This window comes from Shewanella sp. GD03713 (assembly GCF_029843705.1).
GTDB lineage: Bacteria > Pseudomonadota > Gammaproteobacteria > Enterobacterales > Shewanellaceae > Shewanella.
Genome location: NZ_JAOCIW010000002.1, coordinates 37,562 through 56,299 on the forward strand (window position 1 = coordinate 37,562; position 18,738 = coordinate 56,299).

Consider the following 18,738-nt stretch of genomic DNA (forward strand, 5'->3'; position numbering starts at 1 on the left):
GCGGGTCTGACTCCCCAGCCACCCACCCGGTGAAAGGCCGGGACACAACCGGGATTGCATTGCAGGTGAGCCAAGGCCCATGGGGTACCGCACGAGAGACCCGGAGACCAATGCAATCCACGGTTGTGGTGAATGGGAAGGTCTTTGCGCCAACCGGCATTCGTAGGGATGCCCCCTAGACCTCGGCCGGTGTCAGACCCGGCCACCACAACCAACCGATATGACCACCCCAAGGAGGTGATCACATCTCCCACCGCAGGGTTAAGCGGATGCCTGGTCCCGCTGTGAAGCGCCACCCAGGCCCTCGCCGAGAGGCGACCGTTTCGAATGGTAGGTCTGCCCGTGAGGGCGCACCGGTACCGACAGCAAGAACGGCTGACTCACTGTGAAGTGCTCAAGCCACCACCACAGGTGCAATGCATGTGGTTACAGCTCTCTCCTGGCCCCGTCAACGGGGCCTTTATCCCACAAGCGATAGCGGCCCGACAGCGGGTCACGGACTCCTATTGCCTGTCGTTTGTGTGATGAGACCAGTTTCTGGAAGAACGGAGGCATCCATGCACCCACGCGAGTTCATTGCCAAGCACATCAAGGCAACGCTGGAGAAGGAGGAATTTCCCCCTCATGCGGTCTCGCTGGGGGTGAAAGAAGCCACCTTCTTTTTCGACCGAACACCCAGCTTCGCAAAGGGGAAAGTGTTCGATGAGTGCCTCAAGGCGGCCCGTGCAGTAGCCAGGGTCGCGAAGAAGGCCAAGCCATGATCCGGGGAGCGGGTCATATCTCAACAAAGGGGCGAATAGAGAAAACGGAATCTATGGTCACTCCCGTTTTTGCAACACCGATTTTGACGACAAGTTGGCTTGCTTGAATCTATCCGGCGTCTGAATGGGATTTTATTCCCGCGCCTCGATGAGTTCCGCGCCTGATGAACCTCCAGAAAATATACGGCTTCAATGAGCCTTTCCGTTTTACAGGTTCCTCAACAGGCCGGTGGGCCGTTAGTATCATCAATATCAGTATTCGCAAAACCAGATGAATGATTGTTTAAACTGGTGTATTTCTGCCTTTATGCTTCGTAAGTTTGCTGTCGCGCCGTCAGTGCCCAGGCTATTCTGGCCAGCTTGTTTGCCAGAGCACAGGTGACGACAAAGTTGCTTTTCCGACACAACAACTCCCTGACCCAGTCGGCCAACTTGCCAGACTGGTGTTCCAGTTTTTGTATGAATACCCTGGCACACTGAACCAACAAAGTTCGGATCTTTTTGTTGCCCCGCTTGCTAATCCCTAACAATGTCGTCCGACCTCCCGTGCTGTACTGTCGGGGTACCAGCCCTGTTGCCGCCGCAAAGTCACGGCTGCTGGCGTACTGCTTCCCGTCGCCAATCTCAGTTGAAATAGTACTGGCAGTCAGCGTTCCAACGCAGGGAATACTCAGCAAGCGCTGTCCAACCTCATCTTCGTCCAACTTTCGTTTCAACTGAGATTCCAGATCTTTAATCTGCTCAACAAGATAGTGATAATGCTGTTGTAATTTCAGCAGTAACTGGCTGAGATAAAGAGGCAAACTACTGTCCTCAAGAAGGGTACTCAGTCGACTAATAACGGCAGCACCTCGCGGAACGCTGATACCAAATTCCAGCAGAAAAGCATGCATCTGATTAGTTGTTTTCACCTTATCCTGAACCAGGGATTCACGGACACGATGCAGAGCTCGCATTGCCTGCTGAGATTCGGTTCTGGGCTGCACGAAACGCATAGATGGACGTGATGCTGCTTCACAGATAGCTTCAGCATCAACGAAGTCATTTTTGTTGCTTTTAACGAATGGGCGGACAAATTGCGGTGATATCAGCTTTGGAAAATGCCCTAACTCTGCCAGCTTGCGTGCCATAAAGTGAGAACCGCCACAGGCTTCCATCGCGATGGTTGTTGCCGGGCATGTCGCCAGAAATTCGATTAGCTTTGGTCGGGTGAATTTTTTACGGTAAACGGCCTTCCCACGATGATCCTGACAATGAATATGGAAAGAGTTCTTACCCAGATCGATACCAATAAGCGCAATGTTTTCCATGATGGTTCTCCGAATGAAAGCCTGTCCTCAGCATAGTACTGGGAAGGAGGGAGTGACCATCTCATTAAATAAAGCACGCTAAGCCGGTGGCAGCGGTCGCAATGGCCTAAACTTCCCCGCACCGACCTTGGCGCTGCTGCGCCATAGGTAATCGCCGGTCAGGTTGATGTGCTCCCACCCCAGCGGCGACAGATATTGCAACAATGTGTCGTCCAGCGCCGTGCCGTTGCCACGCAAAGCACTGGTGGCACGCTCCAGATATACCGTGTTCCACAACACGATGGCCGCCGTCACCAGATTGAGGCCGCTGGCCCGGTAGCGCTGCTGCTCAAAACTGCGGTCGCGGATTTCACCCAATCGGTAGAAGAAGACCGCCCTGGCCAGCGCGTTGCGCGCCTCGCCCTTATTCAGCCCCGCATGGACGCGGCGGCGCAGCTCCACGCTTTGCAGCCAATCCAAAATGAACAGCGTGCGCTCGATGCGCCCCAGCTCGCGCAACGCCACGGCCAAGCCGTTCTGGCGCGGGTAGCTGCCGAGTTTGCGCAGCATCAGCGAAGCCGTTACCGTGCCTTGCTTGATGGAGGTGGCCAGCCGCAGAATTTCATCCCAATGGGCGCGTATTTGCTTGATGTTCAGCCTGTCGCTGCTAATCATCGGCTTGAGCGCGTCATAGGCGGCATCGCCCTTGGGGATGAATAGCTTGGTTTCGCCCAAGTCACGGATACGCGGCGCGAAGCGAAATCCCAGCAAATGCATCAAGCCAAACACGTGATCGGTGAAGCCTGCCGTGTCGGTGTAGTGTTCCTCGATGCGCAAGTCCGACTCGTGGTACAGCAGGCCATCAAGCACGTAAGTTGAATCACGAATGCCCACGTTGACCACCTTGGCACTGAAGGGCGCGTACTGGTCGGAGATATGGGTGTAGAAAGTCCGTCCTGGACTGCTTCCATACTTCGGGTTGATATGACCAGTGCTTTCTGCTTTGCTGCCGGTTCTGAAGTTCTGGCCGTCCGACGATGACGTGGTGCCGTCACCCCAGTTGCCGGCGAAGGGTTGCCGAAACTGCGCATTCACCAGCTCGGCCAGCGCCGTCGAATAGGTTTCATCGCGGATGTGCCAGGCTTGCAGCCAAGACAGCTTGGCGTAGGTGGTGCCAGGGCAGGACTCGGCCATTTTGGTCAGACCCAGGTTGATCGCGTCGGCCAGGATCGTCGTCAACAGCAAGGTTTTGTCCTTGGCCGTGTCGCTGGTCTTCAGGTGTGTGAAGTGGCGGGTGAAGCCCGTCCATTCATCGACCTCCATCAGCAACTCGGTGATTTTGAGGTGCGGCAGCAGCATAGCTGTCTGGTCGATCATGGCTTGCGCGGCGTCTGGTACTGCCGCGTCCAGCGGCGTGATCTTCAGGCCTGACGCGGTGGTGATGATGGCATCCGGTAAGTCGTTGGCCGCAGCCATGCGGTTGACTGTGGCGAGTTGCGCCTCCAACAATTCCAACCGGTCATGCAGGTATTGGTCGCAGTCGGTGGCCACTGCCAGCGGCAATTCGCTGGCCAGCTTCAAAGTGGCGAACTTCTCGACCGGCACCAGGTATTCGTCGAAGTCCTTGAACTGGCGAGAACCCTGCACCCAGACATCACCGGAGCGCAGCGCGTTCTTCAGCTCCGACAGGGCGCATAACTCGTAGTAACGCCGGTCGATGCCGTCGTCGGTCAGAACCAGCTTTGCCCAGCGCGGCTTGATGAATGCGGTTGGCGCATCGGCGGGCACCTTGCGCGCGCTGTCGCTGTTCATGCCGCGCAGCATGTCGATGGCATCGAGCACACCCTTGGCGGCGGGCGCAGCCCGCAATTTGAGCACGCCCAGGAACTGCGGCGCGTAGCGGCGTAGCGTGGCATAGCTTTCACCGATGTGGTGCAGGAAATCAAAGTCGGCAGGCCGCGCCAATGTTTGCGCTTCGGTGACGCTGGCGGCGAAGGTGTCCCAGGGCATAACGGCCTCGATGGCGGCGAACGGATCGCTGCCGCTTTGCTTGGCCTCAATCAACGCTTGACCGATGCGCCCATACATCCGCACCTTGTCGTTGATCGCCTTGCCGGAAGCCTGGAACTGCTGCTGATGCTTGTTCTTGGCCGCGTTGAACAGCTTGCCGATGATGCGATCGTGAAGGTCGATGATTTCATCGGTGACGGTGGCCATGCCTTCGATGGCCAGCGCTACCAGCGTGGCATAGCGTCGTTGCACCTCGAACTTTGCCAGATCAGCAGGCGTCATCTGGCCACCTTCACGAGCGATTTTGAGCAGGCGGTTCTGGTGAACCTGCCGCTCGATGCCTGCGGGCAGATCAAGTGCTTGCCAGGATTTCAGGCGCTCAATATGTTCGAGCATGTGGCGAGAGTTCGGTTTGGCAGGCGACTGGCGCAGCCATGCCAGCCACGTCACTTTACTGCCGTCCTTGCGCTTGAGAAGTTCGTCCAGGCGCTGACGGTGGGGTGATAACAAAGAATCGGTCAGCGCCGCGTAAATGCGTCGGTTGGCACGGGTGATGGCCTCGGCGCTTGCGCGCTCGATGGCATTCATGGCGGGCAGGATAATGCTCTGCCGCCGCAGATTCTCGACAAGTGCGCTCGCCAGCACGATGCCTTTGTCGGTCTGCAAGGCCAGCTCGGTCAATGTATGCACGGCTTGCCGATAGTGGCTCATGGTGAAGGGCTTGAACCCAAAAACCGTTTGCAGCTCGACCAAGTGCTCCCGCCGTGTCTGTTCGCGCTGGCCGTACTCGCTCCAACTTTCCACTGGCATCTTGAGTTGCGCGGCCACCATGCGCAACAGGGGCGGAAACGGAGGCTCATCGACGCCCAAAAAGGTGCCAGGGAATCGCAAGTAGCAAAGCTGCACAGCGAAGCCCAATCGATTCGCGGCGCCGCGACGCTGACGGATCACCGACAGGTCGGTTTCGTTGAACGTGTAGTGCCGTATCAGTTCGTCTTTGGCATCTGGCAGTGCCAGCAGGCTTTCGCGCTCGGTGGCGGACAGGATTGAGCGGCGTGGCATGGTCAGTCTTCCCGCAGGTACTGGTACAAGGTTTCGCGGCTGATGCCGAAGTCACGGGCCACCAAGGTTTTTTGGTCGCCTGCCGCAACTCGCCGTTTCAACTCGGCAATTTGTTCGCTGTTCAGCGATTTCTTTCGTCCCCGGTAGGCACCGCGCTGCTTGGCCAGCACGATTCCCTCGCGCTGACGTTCGCGGATCAGGGCGCGCTCGAACTCAGCGAAGGCTCCCATGACCGACAGCATCAGATTGGCCATCGGTGAGTCCTCGCCGGTGAACTTCAGCCCTTCTTTGACGAACTCCATGCGCACGCCCCGTTGTGTCAGCCCTTGGACGATGCGGCGCAGGTCATCAAGGTTGCGTGCCAGCCTGTCCATGCTATGCACCACCACGGTGTCGCCCTCGCGGACGAAGGCCAGCAGCCTTTCCAGCTCGGGACGCTGGGTGTCCTTGCCAGAAGCCTTGTCGGTGAACACCCGCGCCACCTGAACACCCTCCAATTGCCGTTCCGGGTTCTGGTCGAAGCTGCTGACGCGGACATAGCCGATGCGTTGACCTTGCAAGATGCCTCCAAAGGCAAAAGTGTCAGGATGAAATCTATTACCTTTGACGGAATATGTCAATCAATAGGAAATTTAACTCTATTCTGACATCGTTTGTCGTTTTCAGAAGACGGCTGCACTGAACGTCAGAAGCCGACTGCACTATAGCAGCGGAGGGGTTGGATCCATCAGGCAACGACGGGCTGCTGCCGGCCATCAGCGGACGCAGGGAGGACTTTCCGCAACCGGCCGTTCGATGCGGCACCGATGGCCTTCGCGCAGGGGTAGTGAATCCGCCAGGATTGACTTGCGCTGCCCTACCTCTCACTAGTGAGGGGCGGCAGCGCATCAAGCGGTGAGCGCACTCCGGCACCGCCAACTTTCAGCACATGCGTGTAAATCATCGTCGTAGAGACGTCGGAATGGCCGAGCAGATCCTGCACGGTTCGAATGTCGTAACCGCTGCGGAGCAAGGCCGTCGCGAACGAGTGGCGGAGGGTGTGCGGTGTGGCGGGCTTCGTGATGCCTGCTTGTTCTACGGGGCACTGTTGCAAATAGTCGGTGGTGATAAACTTATCATCCCCTTTTGCTGATGGAGCTGCACATGAACCCATTCAAAGGCCGGCATTTTCAGCGTGACATCATTCTGTGGGCCGTACGCTGGTACTGCAAATACGGCATCAGTTACCGTGAGCTGCAGGAGATGCTGGCTGAACGCGGAGTGAATGTCGATCACTCCACGATTTACCGCTGGGTTCAGCGTTATGCGCCTGAAATGGAAAAACGGCTGCGCTGGTACTGGCGTAACCTTCCGATCTTTGCCCGTGGCACATGGATGAAACCTACGTGAAGGTCAATGGCCGCTGGGCGTATCTGTACCGGGCCGTCGACAGCCGGGGCCGCACTGTCGATTTTTATCTCTCCTCCGTCGTAACAGCAAAGCTGCATACCGGTTTCTGGGTAAAATCCTCAACAACGTGAAGAAGTGGCAGATCCCGCGATTCATCAACACGGATAAAGCGCCCGCCTATGGTCGCGCGCTTGCTCTGCTCAAACGCGAAGGCCGGTGCCCGTCTGACGTTGAACACCGACAGATTAAGTACCGGAACAACGTGATTGAATGCGATCATGGCAAACTGAAACGGATAATCGGCGCCACGCTGGGATTTAAATCCATGAAGACGGCTTACGCCACCATCAAAGGTATTGAGGTGATGCGTGCACTACGCAAAGGCCAGGCCTCAGCATTTTATTATGGTGATCCCCTGGGCGAAATGCGCCTGGTAAGCAGAGTTTTTGAAATGTAAGGCCTTTGAATAAGACAAAAGGCTGCCTCATCGCTAACTTTGCAACAGTGCCTAAAATAAGCCTTATATCCAAGCATAAAACAAGGTTGTCTAGACTTCTTTTAACAGTAAAGTTATCATAAAACTGAATTTTATTTTTTAGGTAAGTTTATGCATTCTATCCGCATTCGTTAAGACACAACTATTTGCATAGTGACACTATTTTATAATGGTGGGCTTTTGTTGTGTCTTTAAGAATATATGCGGATATATAAAGTAAAAGTATGCTTAATTTATAAGTATGCTTTTAGTGCATAGTTTCCAGTTATAACTTAATTGACTAGCTATTTGTCCACCCTGTGGATGAATAGCTTTTTTTTTGGGAGGACACTGTGATGCTAGCTTTTGTTTTCACCTAAATCCTGTTTGCTGCATAAAAAATTTCAAGAGCTAAACAGGAGTAAATAAAAATGAGTTTAATTATTAAAGCGAGAAACATACGCTTGGATTATGCTGGGCGTGATGTTTTGGATATTGATGAATTGGAAATTCACTCTTATGACCGTATTGGTCTTGTGGGTGATAACGGAGCAGGAAAGAGTAGTTTACTCAAAGTACTTAATGGCGAAATTGTTTTAGCCGAAGCGACATTACAGCGTTTTGGTGATTTTGCACATATCAGCCAACTGGGCGGAATCGAAATAGAAACGGTCGAAGACCGGGCAATGTTATCTCGCCTTGGTGTTTCCAATGTACAAAACGACACAATGAGTGGCGGAGAGGAAACTCGTGCAAAAATTGCTGCCGCATTTTCCCAACAAGTACATGGCATTCTAGCGGATGAACCAACCAGCCACCTTGATCTCAATGGAATAGATCTACTTATTGGTCAACTTAAAGCATTTGATGGAGCATTACTTGTTATCAGTCATGACCGATATTTTCTTGATATGGTTGTAGACAAGATATGGGAGTTAAAAGACGGTAAAATTACGGAATATTGGGGTGGTTACTCGGATTACTTGCGTCAAAAAGAAGAAGAGCGACAACACCAAGCCGTAGAATATGAGCTGATGATGAAGGAACGGGAGCGATTAGAATCTGCTGTGCAAGAAAAACGCCAGCAAGCTAATCGATTAGACAATAAGAAAAAAGGAGAAAAATCCAAAAACTCTACCGAAAGTGCTGGACGACTTGGGCATGCAAAAATGACTGGCACCAAGCAAAGAAAACTGTATCAGGCAGCTAAGAGTATGGAAAAGCGTTTGGCTGCATTAGAAGATATTCAAGCACCAGAGCATTTGCGTTCTATTCGTTTTCGTCAAAGTTCAGCCCTAGAACTGCACAATAAGTTCCCGATTACGGCAGATGGTCTGAGCTTAAAATTTGGTAGCCGTACTATCTTTGATGACGCTAACTTTATAATACCGCTTGGCGCTAAAGTCGCTATAACTGGATCGAATGGAACAGGGAAAACGTCCTTGTTAAAAATGATATCAGAACGTGCTGATGGATTAACCATATCTCCAAAAGCTGAAATTGGCTACTTTACACAAACAGGATATAAATTTAACACGCATAAATCTGTGCTCTCCTTTATGCAGGAAGAGTGCGAGTACACAGTTGCGGAAATTCGTGCAGTATTGGCTTCAATGGGGATCGGAGCGAATGATATTCAAAAAAACTTATCCGACTTATCGGGAGGTGAAATCATCAAACTGCTTTTATCCAAAATGCTTTTAGGAAAATATAATATTTTGCTTATGGATGAACCAGGAAACTATCTTGACCTAAAAAGTATTGCCGCATTAGAAACAATGATGAAGTCCTATGCAGGAACTATTATCTTCGTATCTCATGACAAGCAATTGGTCGATAATATTGCTGACATTATCTACGAGATCAAAGACCACAAAATCATCAAGACTTTTGAGAGAGATTGTTAATGATAGCCAATCTAATCCGAACATTAATTATTGAACTCTTTAAAGGAAATTAAAAATGACAATTCAAGATATTCAATCACTTGCTGAAGCACACGGCTTGTTGCTTACGGACAAAATGAATTTCAATGAAATGGGCATTGATTTTAAGGTCGTTTTTGCTCTTGATACAAAGGGGCAACAATGGTTGCTGCGTATTCCTCGTCGTGATGGCATGAGGGAACAAATCAAGAAAGAAAAACGCATTTTAGAATTGGTAAAAAAACATCTTTCTGTAGAGGTTCCTGATTGGAGAATTTCATCTACAGAATTAGTGGCTTATCCCATACTTAAAGATAATCCTGTTTTAAATTTGGATGCTGAAACCTATGAAATAATTTGGAATATGGACAAAGATAGCCCGAAATACATAACATCTTTGGCAAAAACCTTATTTGAAATCCATAGTATTCCTGAAAAAGAAGTTCGGGAAAATGATTTGAAAATTATGAAACCTTCAGATTTAAGACCTGAAATAGCAAACAATTTGCAGTTAGTAAAATCTGAAATTGGTATAAGTGAGCAATTGGAAACCCGCTACAGAAAATGGTTGGATAATGATGTTCTATGGGCAGATTTCACCCAATTTATACATGGCGATTTATATGCTGGGCATGTACTAGCTTCAAAGGATGGAGCTGTTTCAGGCGTTATTGATTGGTCAACAGCCCATATAGATGACCCAGCGATTGATTTTGCTGGGCATGTAACTTTGTTTGGAGAAGAAAGCCTCAAAACTCTAATCATCGAGTATGAAAAACTAGGGGGTAAAGTTTGGAATAAACTATATGAACAGACTTTAGAAAGAGCAGCGGCCTCTCCTTTGATGTATGGTTTATTTGCCTTAGAAACTCAAAATGAAAGCCTTATCGTTGGAGCAAAAGCTCAGTTGGGAGTTATATAATTTAAAAATATGATTGCTGAGGCACTGTTGCAAATAGTCGGTGGTGATAAACTTATCATCCCCTTTTGCTGATGGAGCTGCACATGAACCCATTCAAAGGCCGGCATTTTCAGCGTGACATCATTCTGTGGGCCGTACGCTGGTACTGCAAATACGGCATCAGTTACCGTGAGCTGCAGGAGATGCTGGCTGAACGCGGAGTGAATGTCGATCACTCCACGATTTACCGCTGGGTTCAGCGTTATGCGCCTGAAATGGAAAAACGGCTGCGCTGGTACTGGCGTAACCCTTCCGATCTTTGCCCGTGGCACATGGATGAAACCTACGTGAAGGTCAATGGCCGCTGGGCGTATCTGTACCGGGCCGTCGACAGCCGGGGCCGCACTGTCGATTTTTATCTCTCCTCCCGTCGTAACAGCAAAGCTGCATACCGGTTTCTGGGTAAAATCCTCAACAACGTGAAGAAGTGGCAGATCCCGCGATTCATCAACACGGATAAAGCGCCCGCCTATGGTCGCGCGCTTGCTCTGCTCAAACGCGAAGGCCGGTGCCCGTCTGACGTTGAACACCGACAGATTAAGTACCGGAACAACGTGATTGAATGCGATCATGGCAAACTGAAACGGATAATCGGCGCCACGCTGGGATTTAAATCCATGAAGACGGCTTACGCCACCATCAAAGGTATTGAGGTGATGCGTGCACTACGCAAAGGCCAGGCCTCAGCATTTTATTATGGTGATCCCCTGGGCGAAATGCGCCTGGTAAGCAGAGTTTTTGAAATGTAAGGCCTTTGAATAAGACAAAAGGCTGCCTCATCGCTAACTTTGCAACAGTGCCTTCTACGGCACGTTTGAAGGCGCGCTGAAAGGTCTGGTCATACATGTGATGGCGACGCACGACACCGCTCCGTGGATCGGTCGAATGCGTGTGCTGCGCAAAAACCCAGAACCACGGCCAGGAATGCCCGGCGCGCGGATACTTCCGCTCAAGGGCGTCGGGAAGCGCAACGCCGCTGCGGCCCTCGGCCTGGTCCTTCAGCCACCATGCCCGTGCACGCGACAGCTGCTCGCGCAGGCTGGGTGCCAAGCTCTCGGGTAACATCAAGGCCCGATCCTTGGAGCCCTTGCCCTCCCGCACGATGATCGTGCCGTGATCGAAATCCAGATCCTTGACCCGCAGTTGCAAACCCTCACTGATCCGCATGCCCGTTCCATACAGAAGCTGGGCGAACAAACGATGCTCGCCTTCCAGAAAACCGAGGATGCGAACCACTTCATCCGGGGTCAGCACCACCGGCAAGCGCCGCGACGGCCGAGGTCTTCCGATCTCCTGAAGCCAGGGCAGATCCGTGCACAGCACCTTGCCGTAGAAGAACAGCAAGGCCGCCAATGCCTGACGATGCGTGGAGACCGAAACCTTGCGCTCGTTCGCCAGCCAGGACAGAAATGCCTCGACTTCGCTGCTGCCCAAGGTTGCCGGGTGACGCACACCGTGGAAACGGATGAAGGCACGAACCCAGTGGACATAAGCCTGTTCGGTTGGTAAGCTGTAATGCAAGTAGCGTATGCGCTCACGCAACTGGTCCAGAACCTTGACCGAACGCAGCGGTGGTAACGGCGCAGTGGCGGTTTTCATGGCTTGTTATGACTGTTTTTTTGTACAGTCTATGCCTCGGGCATCCAAGCAGCAAGCGCGTTACGCCGTGGGTCGATGTTTGATGTTATGGAGCAGCAACGATGTTACGCAGCAGGGCAGTCGCCCTAAAACAAAGTTAGGCAGCACAGAGCGACCATTTCATGTCCGCGAGCACCCCCCCCATAACTCTTCGCCTCATGACCGAGCGCGACCTGCCGATGCTCCATGATTGGCTCAACCGGCCGCACATCGTTGAGTGGTGGGGTGGTGACGAAGAGCGACCGACTCTTGATGAAGTGCTGGAACACTACCTGCCCAGAGCGATGGCGGAAGAGTCCGTAACACCGTACATCGCAATGCTGGGCGAGGAACCGATCGGCTATGCTCAGTCGTACGTCGCGCTCGGAAGCGGTGATGGCTGGTGGGAAGATGAAACTGATCCAGGAGTGCGAGGAATAGACCAGTCTCTGGCTGACCCGACACAGTTGAACAAAGGCCTAGGAACAAGGCTTGTCCGCGCTCTCGTTGAACTACTGTTCTCGGACCCCACCGTGACGAAGATTCAGACCGACCCGACTCCGAACAACCATCGAGCCATACGCTGCTATGAGAAGGCAGGATTCGTGCGGGAGAAGATCATCACCACGCCTGACGGGCCGGCGGTTTACATGGTTCAAACACGACAAGCCTTCGAGAGAAAGCGCGGTGTTGCCTAACAACTCATTCAAGCCGACGCCGCTTCGCGGCGCGGCTTAATTCAGGTGTTAGGCAACGGTGTTGTTGCAGATTTTTGGTGCGGAATTATATGAAGAACTATTTTGAGAGCCCGTTTAAGGGAAAACCTCTCGTCGAACAGGTAAAGAACCCAAATATCAAGGTAGGCCGTTATAGCTATTATTCAGGCTATTACCACGGGCATTCATTTGATGATTGCGCTCGCTACCTCCTGCCTGATCGTGATGACGTTGATAAATTGATAATTGGAAGCTTTTGCTCCATAGGGACGGGTGCATCTTTTATCATGGCTGGAAATCAAGGTCACCGATATGATTGGGTTACATCATTCCCTTTTTTCTATATGAATGAGGAACCGGCATTTTCGGAATCAGTTGATGCTTTCCAGGCGGCAGGTGATACCGTCATAGGAAGCGACGTGTGGATTGGCTCTGAAGCAATGATTATGCCTGGAGTAAAGGTTGGCCATGGAGCGGTAATTGGCAGCCGGGCTTTGGTTACCAAAGATATAGAGCCATACACAATAGTTGGTGGCAACCCTGCAAAAGAGATAAAGAAGCGCTTTTCAGAACAGGAAATTTCAATGTTGCTAGATATGAAGTGGTGGGATTGGCCGTTGGAGCAAATTAAAGAAGCAATGCCTCTTTTGTGCTCGTCTGATATTGCAGGCTTGTACCATTTTTGGCAGCGTTCAAGTGCCTAACAAACGGCTGTTGTCGCCCCTTCGGGGCTGGGACGGCCTTTCCGCCGCTTTGCGGCTACAAGTCCGCCCCAAAGCCGGGCGTTAGCAGGTTTTCGGGTTTTAACGGTTTTAGTCAGTAGCTTTTTTCGGCATTGCTCGCGTTTGGTTTTCCTAGCGGCAGCGCCAAAAGGTTTAGTTCGCCAGTTTGTGGGTTTGCTGCAAACGGTTGTGGCGGTAGCGTTGTTCTTCTTGGCTTCGCTTAACAGTTTTACAGGTTCCGGTCGGCTCGCCGTATCGCAGTTAACCGGTTTAGTTTTAAATTAAAAGCAGCTTGCCGTTGTTCGGGTTTGCCAGTGCGGCAAGCCGCGAAAGTTAGGTGCAGGCTGCTAACAAGGCCAGTCAAGCGACGCCAAACAGCGTCGCGCTTGCTGGCAGCGTTATGTTTTAAAAAGGTTTAACTATGGAATTTAGTGACAAAGAACTGGCAGTGATAGCCGGTGCTAGGAAAAAGATTAAAGCTGCAACATTCTTCAGAGTTTTGCTCATTGTTGTCATGCTATGCGGTATTACCTTGATGGCAACAGGCGTGGTTGTTGCTGAGTTTATCGTTTATTTAGCATTCGGCGCTGTTGTTCTGGCTATCGGATTACCTCAGTTTGGTTCTGGGCCTAAGTACGAAGAGTTATTAAATATTTTAGATAGTAAAGCTAATGCGCAGCGTTCAAAAACATAACAAGGCGCATCACTCGTGGCCTGCGGCCACTGGGACGTCAAACGCTAACGCGTTTTTCCGCCCGTGTGCTTTGCGTTAACCTCTGAGGAAGAATTGTGAAACTATCACTAATGGTAGCTATATCGAAGAATGGAGTTATCGGGAATGGCCCTGATATTCCATGGAGTGCCAAAGGTGAACAGCTCCTGTTTAAAGCTATTACCTATAACCAATGGCTGTTGGTTGGACGCAAGACTTTTGAATCAATGGGAGCATTACCCAACCGAAAGTATGCGGTCGTAACACGTTCAAGTTTTACATCTGACAATGAGAACGTATTGATCTTTCCATCAATTAAAGATGCTTTAACCAACCTAAAGAAAATAACGGATCATGTCATTGTTTCAGGTGGTGGGGAGATATACAAAAGCCTGATCGATCAAGTAGATACACTACATATATCTACAATAGACATCGAGCCGGAAGGTGATGTTTACTTTCCTGAAATCCCCAGCAATTTTAGGCCAGTTTTTACTCAAGACTTCGCCTCTAACATAAATTATAGGTACCAAATCTGGCAAAAGGGTTAACAAGTGGCAGCAACGGATTCGCAAACCTGTCACGCCTTTTGTACCAAAAGCCGCGCCAGGTTTGCGATCCGCTGTGCCAGGCGTTAGCTGCCAAGAAACGGAGTAGTTATGGCAAGAGGATTTTATAAAAAGCGTCACAACGTAGGCCAGAGTATCCCTTCGAATCAGCTTCGTGTCGGAATGCTTATCCATTTGAGTTATACGAATTTTGGTTGCGTTTGGCGAATTTCATCCATAGAGCCAGTGAACTCGAAAGGCGAAATATGGCTCAATCTTGTAGCTCCCGAGTCAGGAAAAACAAAGCGCACAAATGCGAGATATGCTGTATACATACGAAGAGATCAGCGGTAAGCATGCAGCTAACAAGTTGCTCAAATACGTTCCGGGCCTACGGCCCTCCACCGGACAGCCAAAGCTGCGCTTTGCCTGCCGTTTAGCAAGGCGTTAGACATCATGAGGGACGCAGTGATCGCCGAAATTTCGACACAACTGTTAGAGGTGCTTAGTGTCATTGAGCGCCATCTGGAATCAACGTTGCTGGCCGTGCATTTGTACGGCTCCGCAGTGGATGGCGGCCTGAAGCCATACAGCGATATTGATTTGTTGGTTACTGTGGCCGTAAAGCTTGATGAAACGACGCGGCGAGCATTGCTCAATGACCTTATGGAGGCTTCGGCTTTCCCTGGCGAGAGCGAGACGCTCCGCGCTATAGAAGTCACCCTTGTCGTGCATGACGACATCATCCCGTGGCGTTATCCGGCTAAGCGCGAGCTGCAATTTGGAGAATGGCAGCGCAATGACATTCTTGCGGGTATCTTCGAGCCAGCCATGATCGACATTGATCTAGCTATCCTGCTTACAAAAGCAAGAGAACATAGCGTTGCCTTGGTAGGTCCGGCAGCGGAGGAATTCTTTGACCCGGTTCCTGAACAGGATCTATTCGAGGCGCTGAGGGAAACCTTGAAGCTATGGAACTCGCAGCCCGACTGGGCCGGCGATGAGCGAAATGTAGTGCTTACGTTGTCCCGCATTTGGTACAGCGCAATAACCGGCAAAATCGCGCCGAAGGATGTCGCTGCCGACTGGGCAATAAAACGCCTACCTGCCCAGTATCAGCCCGTCTTACTTGAAGCTAAGCAAGCTTATCTGGGACAAAAAGAAGATCACTTGGCCTCACGCGCAGATCACTTGGAAGAATTTATTCGCTTTGTGAAAGGCGAGATCATCAAGTCAGTTGGTAAATGATGTCTAATCGGGTAGCCGGAGGTATTTAGCCTCCAGCCCCCACACCACCCTGCATGCGGCTCCGCACAGGGCGGTTCATTTAGAACGCCTAACTCACTTTCTGGTTAGGATAATGAACTGCAATCCATCCATCTCTCAGTGAACATAAACCTGCTTTCTTGAGATACTCATTACTCAGCGCTTGCTGTATCCCTGGTGTTTTCGAGCTTCGCCACGGCCCTTTGCTTGTAATTCCACAAGCAACGGCCGCTTGGATCCTGACGCCACGTTTGAGTAAGTTTTGTACCTTAGTCCGTGGCTTTCGCCATTGACGCCAGTAGCACATACGTACTCGACGACGGATCCAGTGGTCTAAATCGACACACTCTTGGTAAGCGTTGGCTATGCCAAAGTAGTTGATCCAGCCTTGCATGTATTGCCGCACTTTAAACAATTGATAGCTCATGCTCACGCCCCAATTGCGGTTTGTCAGTCGTCTTATCTTTTGTTTGAAGATGTGCAGTGTTTTGACATGCCACTGGATCTTTCCGCGGTTAAAGGTAAACCCTAGGAACTTGCTTTGCCCTACCTTAACCACTTGGCTTTTCTGTTCGTTAACAACCAGTTTTAGCTTAGTGGCAAGATAGCGAGTAATACTCTTGAGGACACGTTCGCCCGCTCGTTGAGACTTGACCAAGATGATAAAGTCATCCGCGTAGCGGGCGAAGTGATGCCCTCTGCTTTCCAGCTCTTTATCCAGACTATCCAACATGATGTTTGATAGTAATGGTGAGAGTGGGCCACCCTGAGGTACGCCTTCGAAGCTTGCTTCAAATTGGTCGTTGATCATCACGCCAGCACGCAGGTATTTACCAATAAGCGCCAGCAGACGCTTATCCTGTACCTTGCTCCTTAACTGAGTCATTAAGAGATCATGATTTACTCGATCAAAGAACTTGGACAGATCAACATCGACGGCAAATTTGCGTTTATGTTTGATGATATCCCTGACTTGCAAGACTGCTTGTTTGGCATTCCTATTCGGTCTAAAGCCGAAGCTATTAGCCGAGAAGGAAGGATCAAACAACGGCGTGAGAATTTGAGCAATTGATTGCTGTATCACACGATCAATGACGTTAGGGATACCCAGTTTGCGTTTACCGCCATCGGGTTTGTCGATCTCTACGCGTCTGACTGCTGAGGGTTGATATTCACCTAACTCAAGTTGAGATTTACACTGTTGCCAACCGCCTTGCTGCACCCAAAGCGGGAAGGCTTCGATGGTCATGCCATCGATACCAGCCGCGCCTTTATTGGCTTTAACTTGACGCCACGCTCGGTGTAAATTCTCAGGCTGAAGTAGTTGTTGGAATAAATCGCTGTTGAAGGCCGGTTGCATATCAATACGCTGCCGATAGTAATCGTCTGGCGACGTAGTGGGTATCGACAAGTTTGACAAGACTCCTCCTTCTTCTAAATGTTCAGGCCTTCACCATATCCCAACCATTACGATGGGCGTTGGGCTACTATGCCGTCTGCTGACTTCTGCTTAATCACATACCGAGTTACCCCGTCATGCGCTATCGGTTTTCATCTGGTTCGCTCTTTTCAGTCGATGAGATTGAAAAGCCAAGGCACTTAATAGACCAGAGCCTTACTGGTTATTGACCGATCGCGTGTTAAGCAGATCTCCCCAGATAAGAACATGAACTTTCTTTGCACTGCTGCATCATTTACGGTGGCCATTAGATCACGTGGTTTCGTCGTCTTGTGCCAACTCACCTCTAGCCTACGCCTCATATGATGTTCTTGTTCATCAGCTCGCAAATTTGCTAGCGGCTTCCTTCAGACCAATCCTCGCGGATAAGCCCTTGCCATTCGCTAGTAGTTAACGTTTAATAACAGCATGTTATTGAACGGTGACCTTCCTACAGAGGACTTTCACCTCATTAGTTCATGCCCATGCTGGGCGTACACAATTCGTTCAAGCCGACCGCGCTACGCGCGGCGGCTTAACTCCGGCGTTAGATGCACTAAGCACATAATTGCTCACAGCCAAACTATCAGGTCAAGTCTGCTTTTATTATTTTTAAGCGTGCATAATAAGCCCTACACAAATTGGGAGATATATCATGAAAGGCTGGCTTTTTCTTGTTATCGCAATAGTTGGCGAAGTAATCGCAACATCCGCATTAAAATCTAGCGAGGGCTTTACTAAGCTTGCCCCTTCCGCCGTTGTCATAATCGGTTATGGCATCGCATTTTATTTTCTTTCTCTGGTTCTGAAATCCATCCCTGTCGGTGTTGCTTATGCAGTCTGGTCGGGACTCGGCGTCGTCATAATTACAGCCATTGCCTGGTTGCTTCATGGGCAAAAGCTTGATGCGTGGGGCTTTGTAGGTATGGGGCTCATAATTGCTGCCTTTTTGCTCGCCCGATCCCCATCGTGGAAGTCGCTGCGGAGGCCGACGCCATGGTGACGGTGTTCGGCATTCTGAATCTCACCGAGGACTCCTTCTTCGATGAGAGCCGGCGGCTAGACCCCGCCGGCGCTGTCACCGCGGCGATCGAAATGCTGCGAGTCGGATCAGACGTCGTGGATGTCGGACCGGCCGCCAGCCATCCGGACGCGAGGCCTGTATCGCCGGCCGATGAGATCAGACGTATTGCGCCGCTCTTAGACGCCCTGTCCGATCAGATGCACCGTGTTTCAATCGACAGCTTCCAACCGGAAACCCAGCGCTATGCGCTCAAGCGCGGCGTGGGCTACCTGAACGATATCCAAGGATTTCCTGACCCTGCGCTCTATCCCGATATTGCTGAGGCGGACTGCAGGCTGGTGGTTATGCACTCAGCGCAGCGGGATGGCATCGCCACCCGCACCGGTCACCTTCGACCCGAAGACGCGCTCGACGAGATTGTGCGGTTCTTCGAGGCGCGGGTTTCCGCCTTGCGACGGAGCGGGGTCGCTGCCGACCGGCTCATCCTCGATCCGGGGATGGGATTTTTCTTGAGCCCCGCACCGGAAACATCGCTGCACGTGCTGTCGAACCTTCAAAAGCTGAAGTCGGCGTTGGGGCTTCCGCTATTGGTCTCGGTGTCGCGGAAATCCTTCTTGGGCGCCACCGTTGGCCTTCCTGTAAAGGATCTGGGTCCAGCGAGCCTTGCGGCGGAACTTCACGCGATCGGCAATGGCGCTGACTACGTCCGCACCCACGCGCCTGGAGATCTGCGAAGCGCAATCACCTTCTCGGAAACCCTCGCGAAATTTCGCAGTCGCGACGCCAGAGACCGAGGGTTAGATCATGCCTAGCATTCACCTTC

General features: G+C 51.3%; 15 protein-coding genes and 3 pseudogenes. 12 read left to right on the plus strand and 6 right to left on the minus strand.

Annotated elements, in window-relative coordinates; translation table 11 throughout:
• Positions 1–557: 557 nt before the first annotated feature.
• Complete coding sequence (locus tag N5E87_RS21385) at positions 558–761, plus strand: hypothetical protein (protein WP_000553518.1); 204 nt, start codon at positions 558–560, stop codon at positions 759–761.
• 305 nt (positions 762–1,066) lie between these two features.
• On the opposite strand, the gene N5E87_RS21390 is transcribed toward N5E87_RS21385, so the two are convergent.
• From N5E87_RS21390 to N5E87_RS21405, 4 genes and pseudogenes are all read right to left on the minus strand, one after another.
• The gene (locus N5E87_RS21390) at positions 1,067–2,071 is read right to left on the minus strand and encodes an IS110-like element IS5075 family transposase (RefSeq protein WP_000427614.1); all 1,005 of its coding nucleotides are present in this window, start codon (positions 2,069–2,071) and stop codon (positions 1,067–1,069) included.
• Positions 2,072–2,149: 78 nt separating this feature from the next.
• Positions 2,150–5,122, minus strand: a complete 2,973-nt coding sequence (locus N5E87_RS21395; protein ID WP_001138073.1) for a Tn3 family transposase — start codon at positions 5,120–5,122, stop codon at positions 2,150–2,152.
• 2 nt (positions 5,123–5,124) lie between these two features.
• The gene (locus N5E87_RS21400; RefSeq protein WP_001162012.1) at positions 5,125–5,682 is read right to left on the minus strand and encodes a recombinase family protein; all 558 of its coding nucleotides are present in this window, start codon (positions 5,680–5,682) and stop codon (positions 5,125–5,127) included.
• Between the two features lie 296 nt (positions 5,683–5,978).
• A pseudogene (locus N5E87_RS21405) lies at positions 5,979–6,200 on the minus strand (tyrosine-type recombinase/integrase); the annotation flags it as partial.
• 65 nt (positions 6,201–6,265) lie between these two features.
• Between N5E87_RS21405 and N5E87_RS21410 the strand changes: the two are divergent.
• From N5E87_RS21410 to N5E87_RS21425, 4 genes and pseudogenes are all read left to right on the plus strand, one after another.
• Positions 6,266–6,968, plus strand: a pseudogene (locus N5E87_RS21410) (IS6-like element IS26 family transposase).
• 449 nt (positions 6,969–7,417) lie between these two features.
• Positions 7,418–8,893 (plus strand): ABC-F type ribosomal protection protein Msr(E), encoded by a 1,476-nt coding sequence (gene msr(E), locus N5E87_RS21415; RefSeq protein WP_000052512.1) that lies wholly within the window; start codon positions 7,418–7,420, stop codon positions 8,891–8,893.
• A gap of 55 nt (positions 8,894–8,948) precedes the next feature.
• Positions 8,949–9,833: an Mph(E) family macrolide 2'-phosphotransferase gene (locus N5E87_RS21420; protein ID WP_000155092.1), complete on the plus strand. Its 885-nt coding sequence runs from the start codon at positions 8,949–8,951 to the stop codon at positions 9,831–9,833.
• 83 nt (positions 9,834–9,916) lie between these two features.
• Positions 9,917–10,621, plus strand: a complete 705-nt coding sequence (locus tag N5E87_RS21425; RefSeq protein ID WP_001067855.1) for an IS6-like element IS26 family transposase — start codon at positions 9,917–9,919, stop codon at positions 10,619–10,621.
• Between the two features lie 52 nt (positions 10,622–10,673).
• On the opposite strand, the pseudogene intI1 reads toward N5E87_RS21425, so the two are convergent.
• Positions 10,674–11,471, minus strand: a pseudogene (intI1, locus tag N5E87_RS21430) (class 1 integron integrase IntI1); the annotation flags it as partial.
• 161 nt (positions 11,472–11,632) lie between these two features.
• Between intI1 and N5E87_RS21435 the strand changes: the two are divergent.
• The 5 genes from N5E87_RS21435 to N5E87_RS21455 all read left to right on the plus strand — a co-directional run bounded on the left by N5E87_RS21435 (position 11,633) and on the right by N5E87_RS21455 (position 15,435).
• Positions 11,633–12,187 (plus strand): aminoglycoside N-acetyltransferase AAC(6')-IIa, encoded by a 555-nt coding sequence (locus N5E87_RS21435; protein ID WP_023622803.1) that lies wholly within the window; start codon positions 11,633–11,635, stop codon positions 12,185–12,187.
• Positions 12,188–12,276: 89 nt separating this feature from the next.
• The gene (gene catB, locus N5E87_RS21440) at positions 12,277–12,909 is read left to right on the plus strand and encodes a type B chloramphenicol O-acetyltransferase (RefSeq protein WP_023622804.1); all 633 of its coding nucleotides are present in this window, start codon (positions 12,277–12,279) and stop codon (positions 12,907–12,909) included.
• Between the two features lie 439 nt (positions 12,910–13,348).
• Positions 13,349–13,621: a hypothetical protein gene (locus N5E87_RS21445; protein ID WP_023622806.1), complete on the plus strand. Its 273-nt coding sequence runs from the start codon at positions 13,349–13,351 to the stop codon at positions 13,619–13,621.
• Positions 13,622–13,716: 95 nt separating this feature from the next.
• A complete protein-coding gene (gene dfrA1, locus N5E87_RS21450) occupies positions 13,717–14,190 on the plus strand; it encodes a trimethoprim-resistant dihydrofolate reductase DfrA1 (RefSeq protein ID WP_023622807.1) in 474 nt (157 codons plus the stop codon).
• Positions 14,191–14,643: 453 nt separating this feature from the next.
• Positions 14,644–15,435: an AadA family aminoglycoside 3''-O-nucleotidyltransferase gene (locus N5E87_RS21455; RefSeq protein WP_023622808.1), complete on the plus strand. Its 792-nt coding sequence runs from the start codon at positions 14,644–14,646 to the stop codon at positions 15,433–15,435.
• A gap of 88 nt (positions 15,436–15,523) precedes the next feature.
• Here the strand turns inward: N5E87_RS21455 and ltrA are convergent, their stop codons facing one another.
• Positions 15,524–16,873 (minus strand): group II intron reverse transcriptase/maturase, encoded by a 1,350-nt coding sequence (gene ltrA / locus N5E87_RS21460; RefSeq protein WP_279774597.1) that lies wholly within the window; start codon positions 16,871–16,873, stop codon positions 15,524–15,526.
• A gap of 673 nt (positions 16,874–17,546) precedes the next feature.
• Here ltrA and N5E87_RS21465 point away from each other — a divergent pair.
• Both N5E87_RS21465 and sul1 read left to right on the plus strand, forming a co-directional pair.
• The gene (locus N5E87_RS21465) at positions 17,547–17,894 is read left to right on the plus strand and encodes a quaternary ammonium compound efflux SMR transporter QacE delta 1 (RefSeq protein WP_000679427.1); all 348 of its coding nucleotides are present in this window, start codon (positions 17,547–17,549) and stop codon (positions 17,892–17,894) included.
• Entirely contained in the window at positions 17,888–18,727 is an 840-nt protein-coding gene (sul1, locus tag N5E87_RS21470) for a sulfonamide-resistant dihydropteroate synthase Sul1 (protein ID WP_000259031.1), read from the plus strand. Before N5E87_RS21465 ends, sul1 begins: the two co-directional genes overlap by 7 nt.
• Positions 18,728–18,738: the final 11 nt, after the last annotated feature.

Excerpts from the sequence above, each read along its gene's own strand:
- N5E87_RS21465 (WP_000679427.1), top strand. The coding sequence starts at position 17,547 with ATGAAAGGCTGGCTTTTTCTTGTTATCGCAATAGTTGGCGAAGTAATC.
- N5E87_RS21445 (WP_023622806.1), top strand. The coding sequence starts at position 13,349 with ATGGAATTTAGTGACAAAGAACTGGCAGTGATAGCCGGTGCTAGGAAA.
- N5E87_RS21425 (WP_001067855.1), top strand. The coding sequence starts at position 9,917 with ATGAACCCATTCAAAGGCCGGCATTTTCAGCGTGACATCATTCTGTGG.
- catB (WP_023622804.1), top strand. The coding sequence starts at position 12,277 with ATGAAGAACTATTTTGAGAGCCCGTTTAAGGGAAAACCTCTCGTCGAA.
- N5E87_RS21455 (WP_023622808.1), top strand. The coding sequence starts at position 14,644 with ATGAGGGACGCAGTGATCGCCGAAATTTCGACACAACTGTTAGAGGTG.
- sul1 (WP_000259031.1), top strand. The coding sequence starts at position 17,888 with ATGGTGACGGTGTTCGGCATTCTGAATCTCACCGAGGACTCCTTCTTC.
- N5E87_RS21420 (WP_000155092.1), top strand. The coding sequence starts at position 8,949 with ATGACAATTCAAGATATTCAATCACTTGCTGAAGCACACGGCTTGTTG.
- N5E87_RS21395 (WP_001138073.1), bottom strand. The coding sequence starts at position 5,122 with ATGCCACGCCGCTCAATCCTGTCCGCCACCGAGCGCGAAAGCCTGCTG.
- N5E87_RS21385 (WP_000553518.1), top strand. The coding sequence starts at position 558 with ATGCACCCACGCGAGTTCATTGCCAAGCACATCAAGGCAACGCTGGAG.
- N5E87_RS21435 (WP_023622803.1), top strand. The coding sequence starts at position 11,633 with ATGTCCGCGAGCACCCCCCCCATAACTCTTCGCCTCATGACCGAGCGC.
- N5E87_RS21390 (WP_000427614.1), bottom strand. The coding sequence starts at position 2,071 with ATGGAAAACATTGCGCTTATTGGTATCGATCTGGGTAAGAACTCTTTC.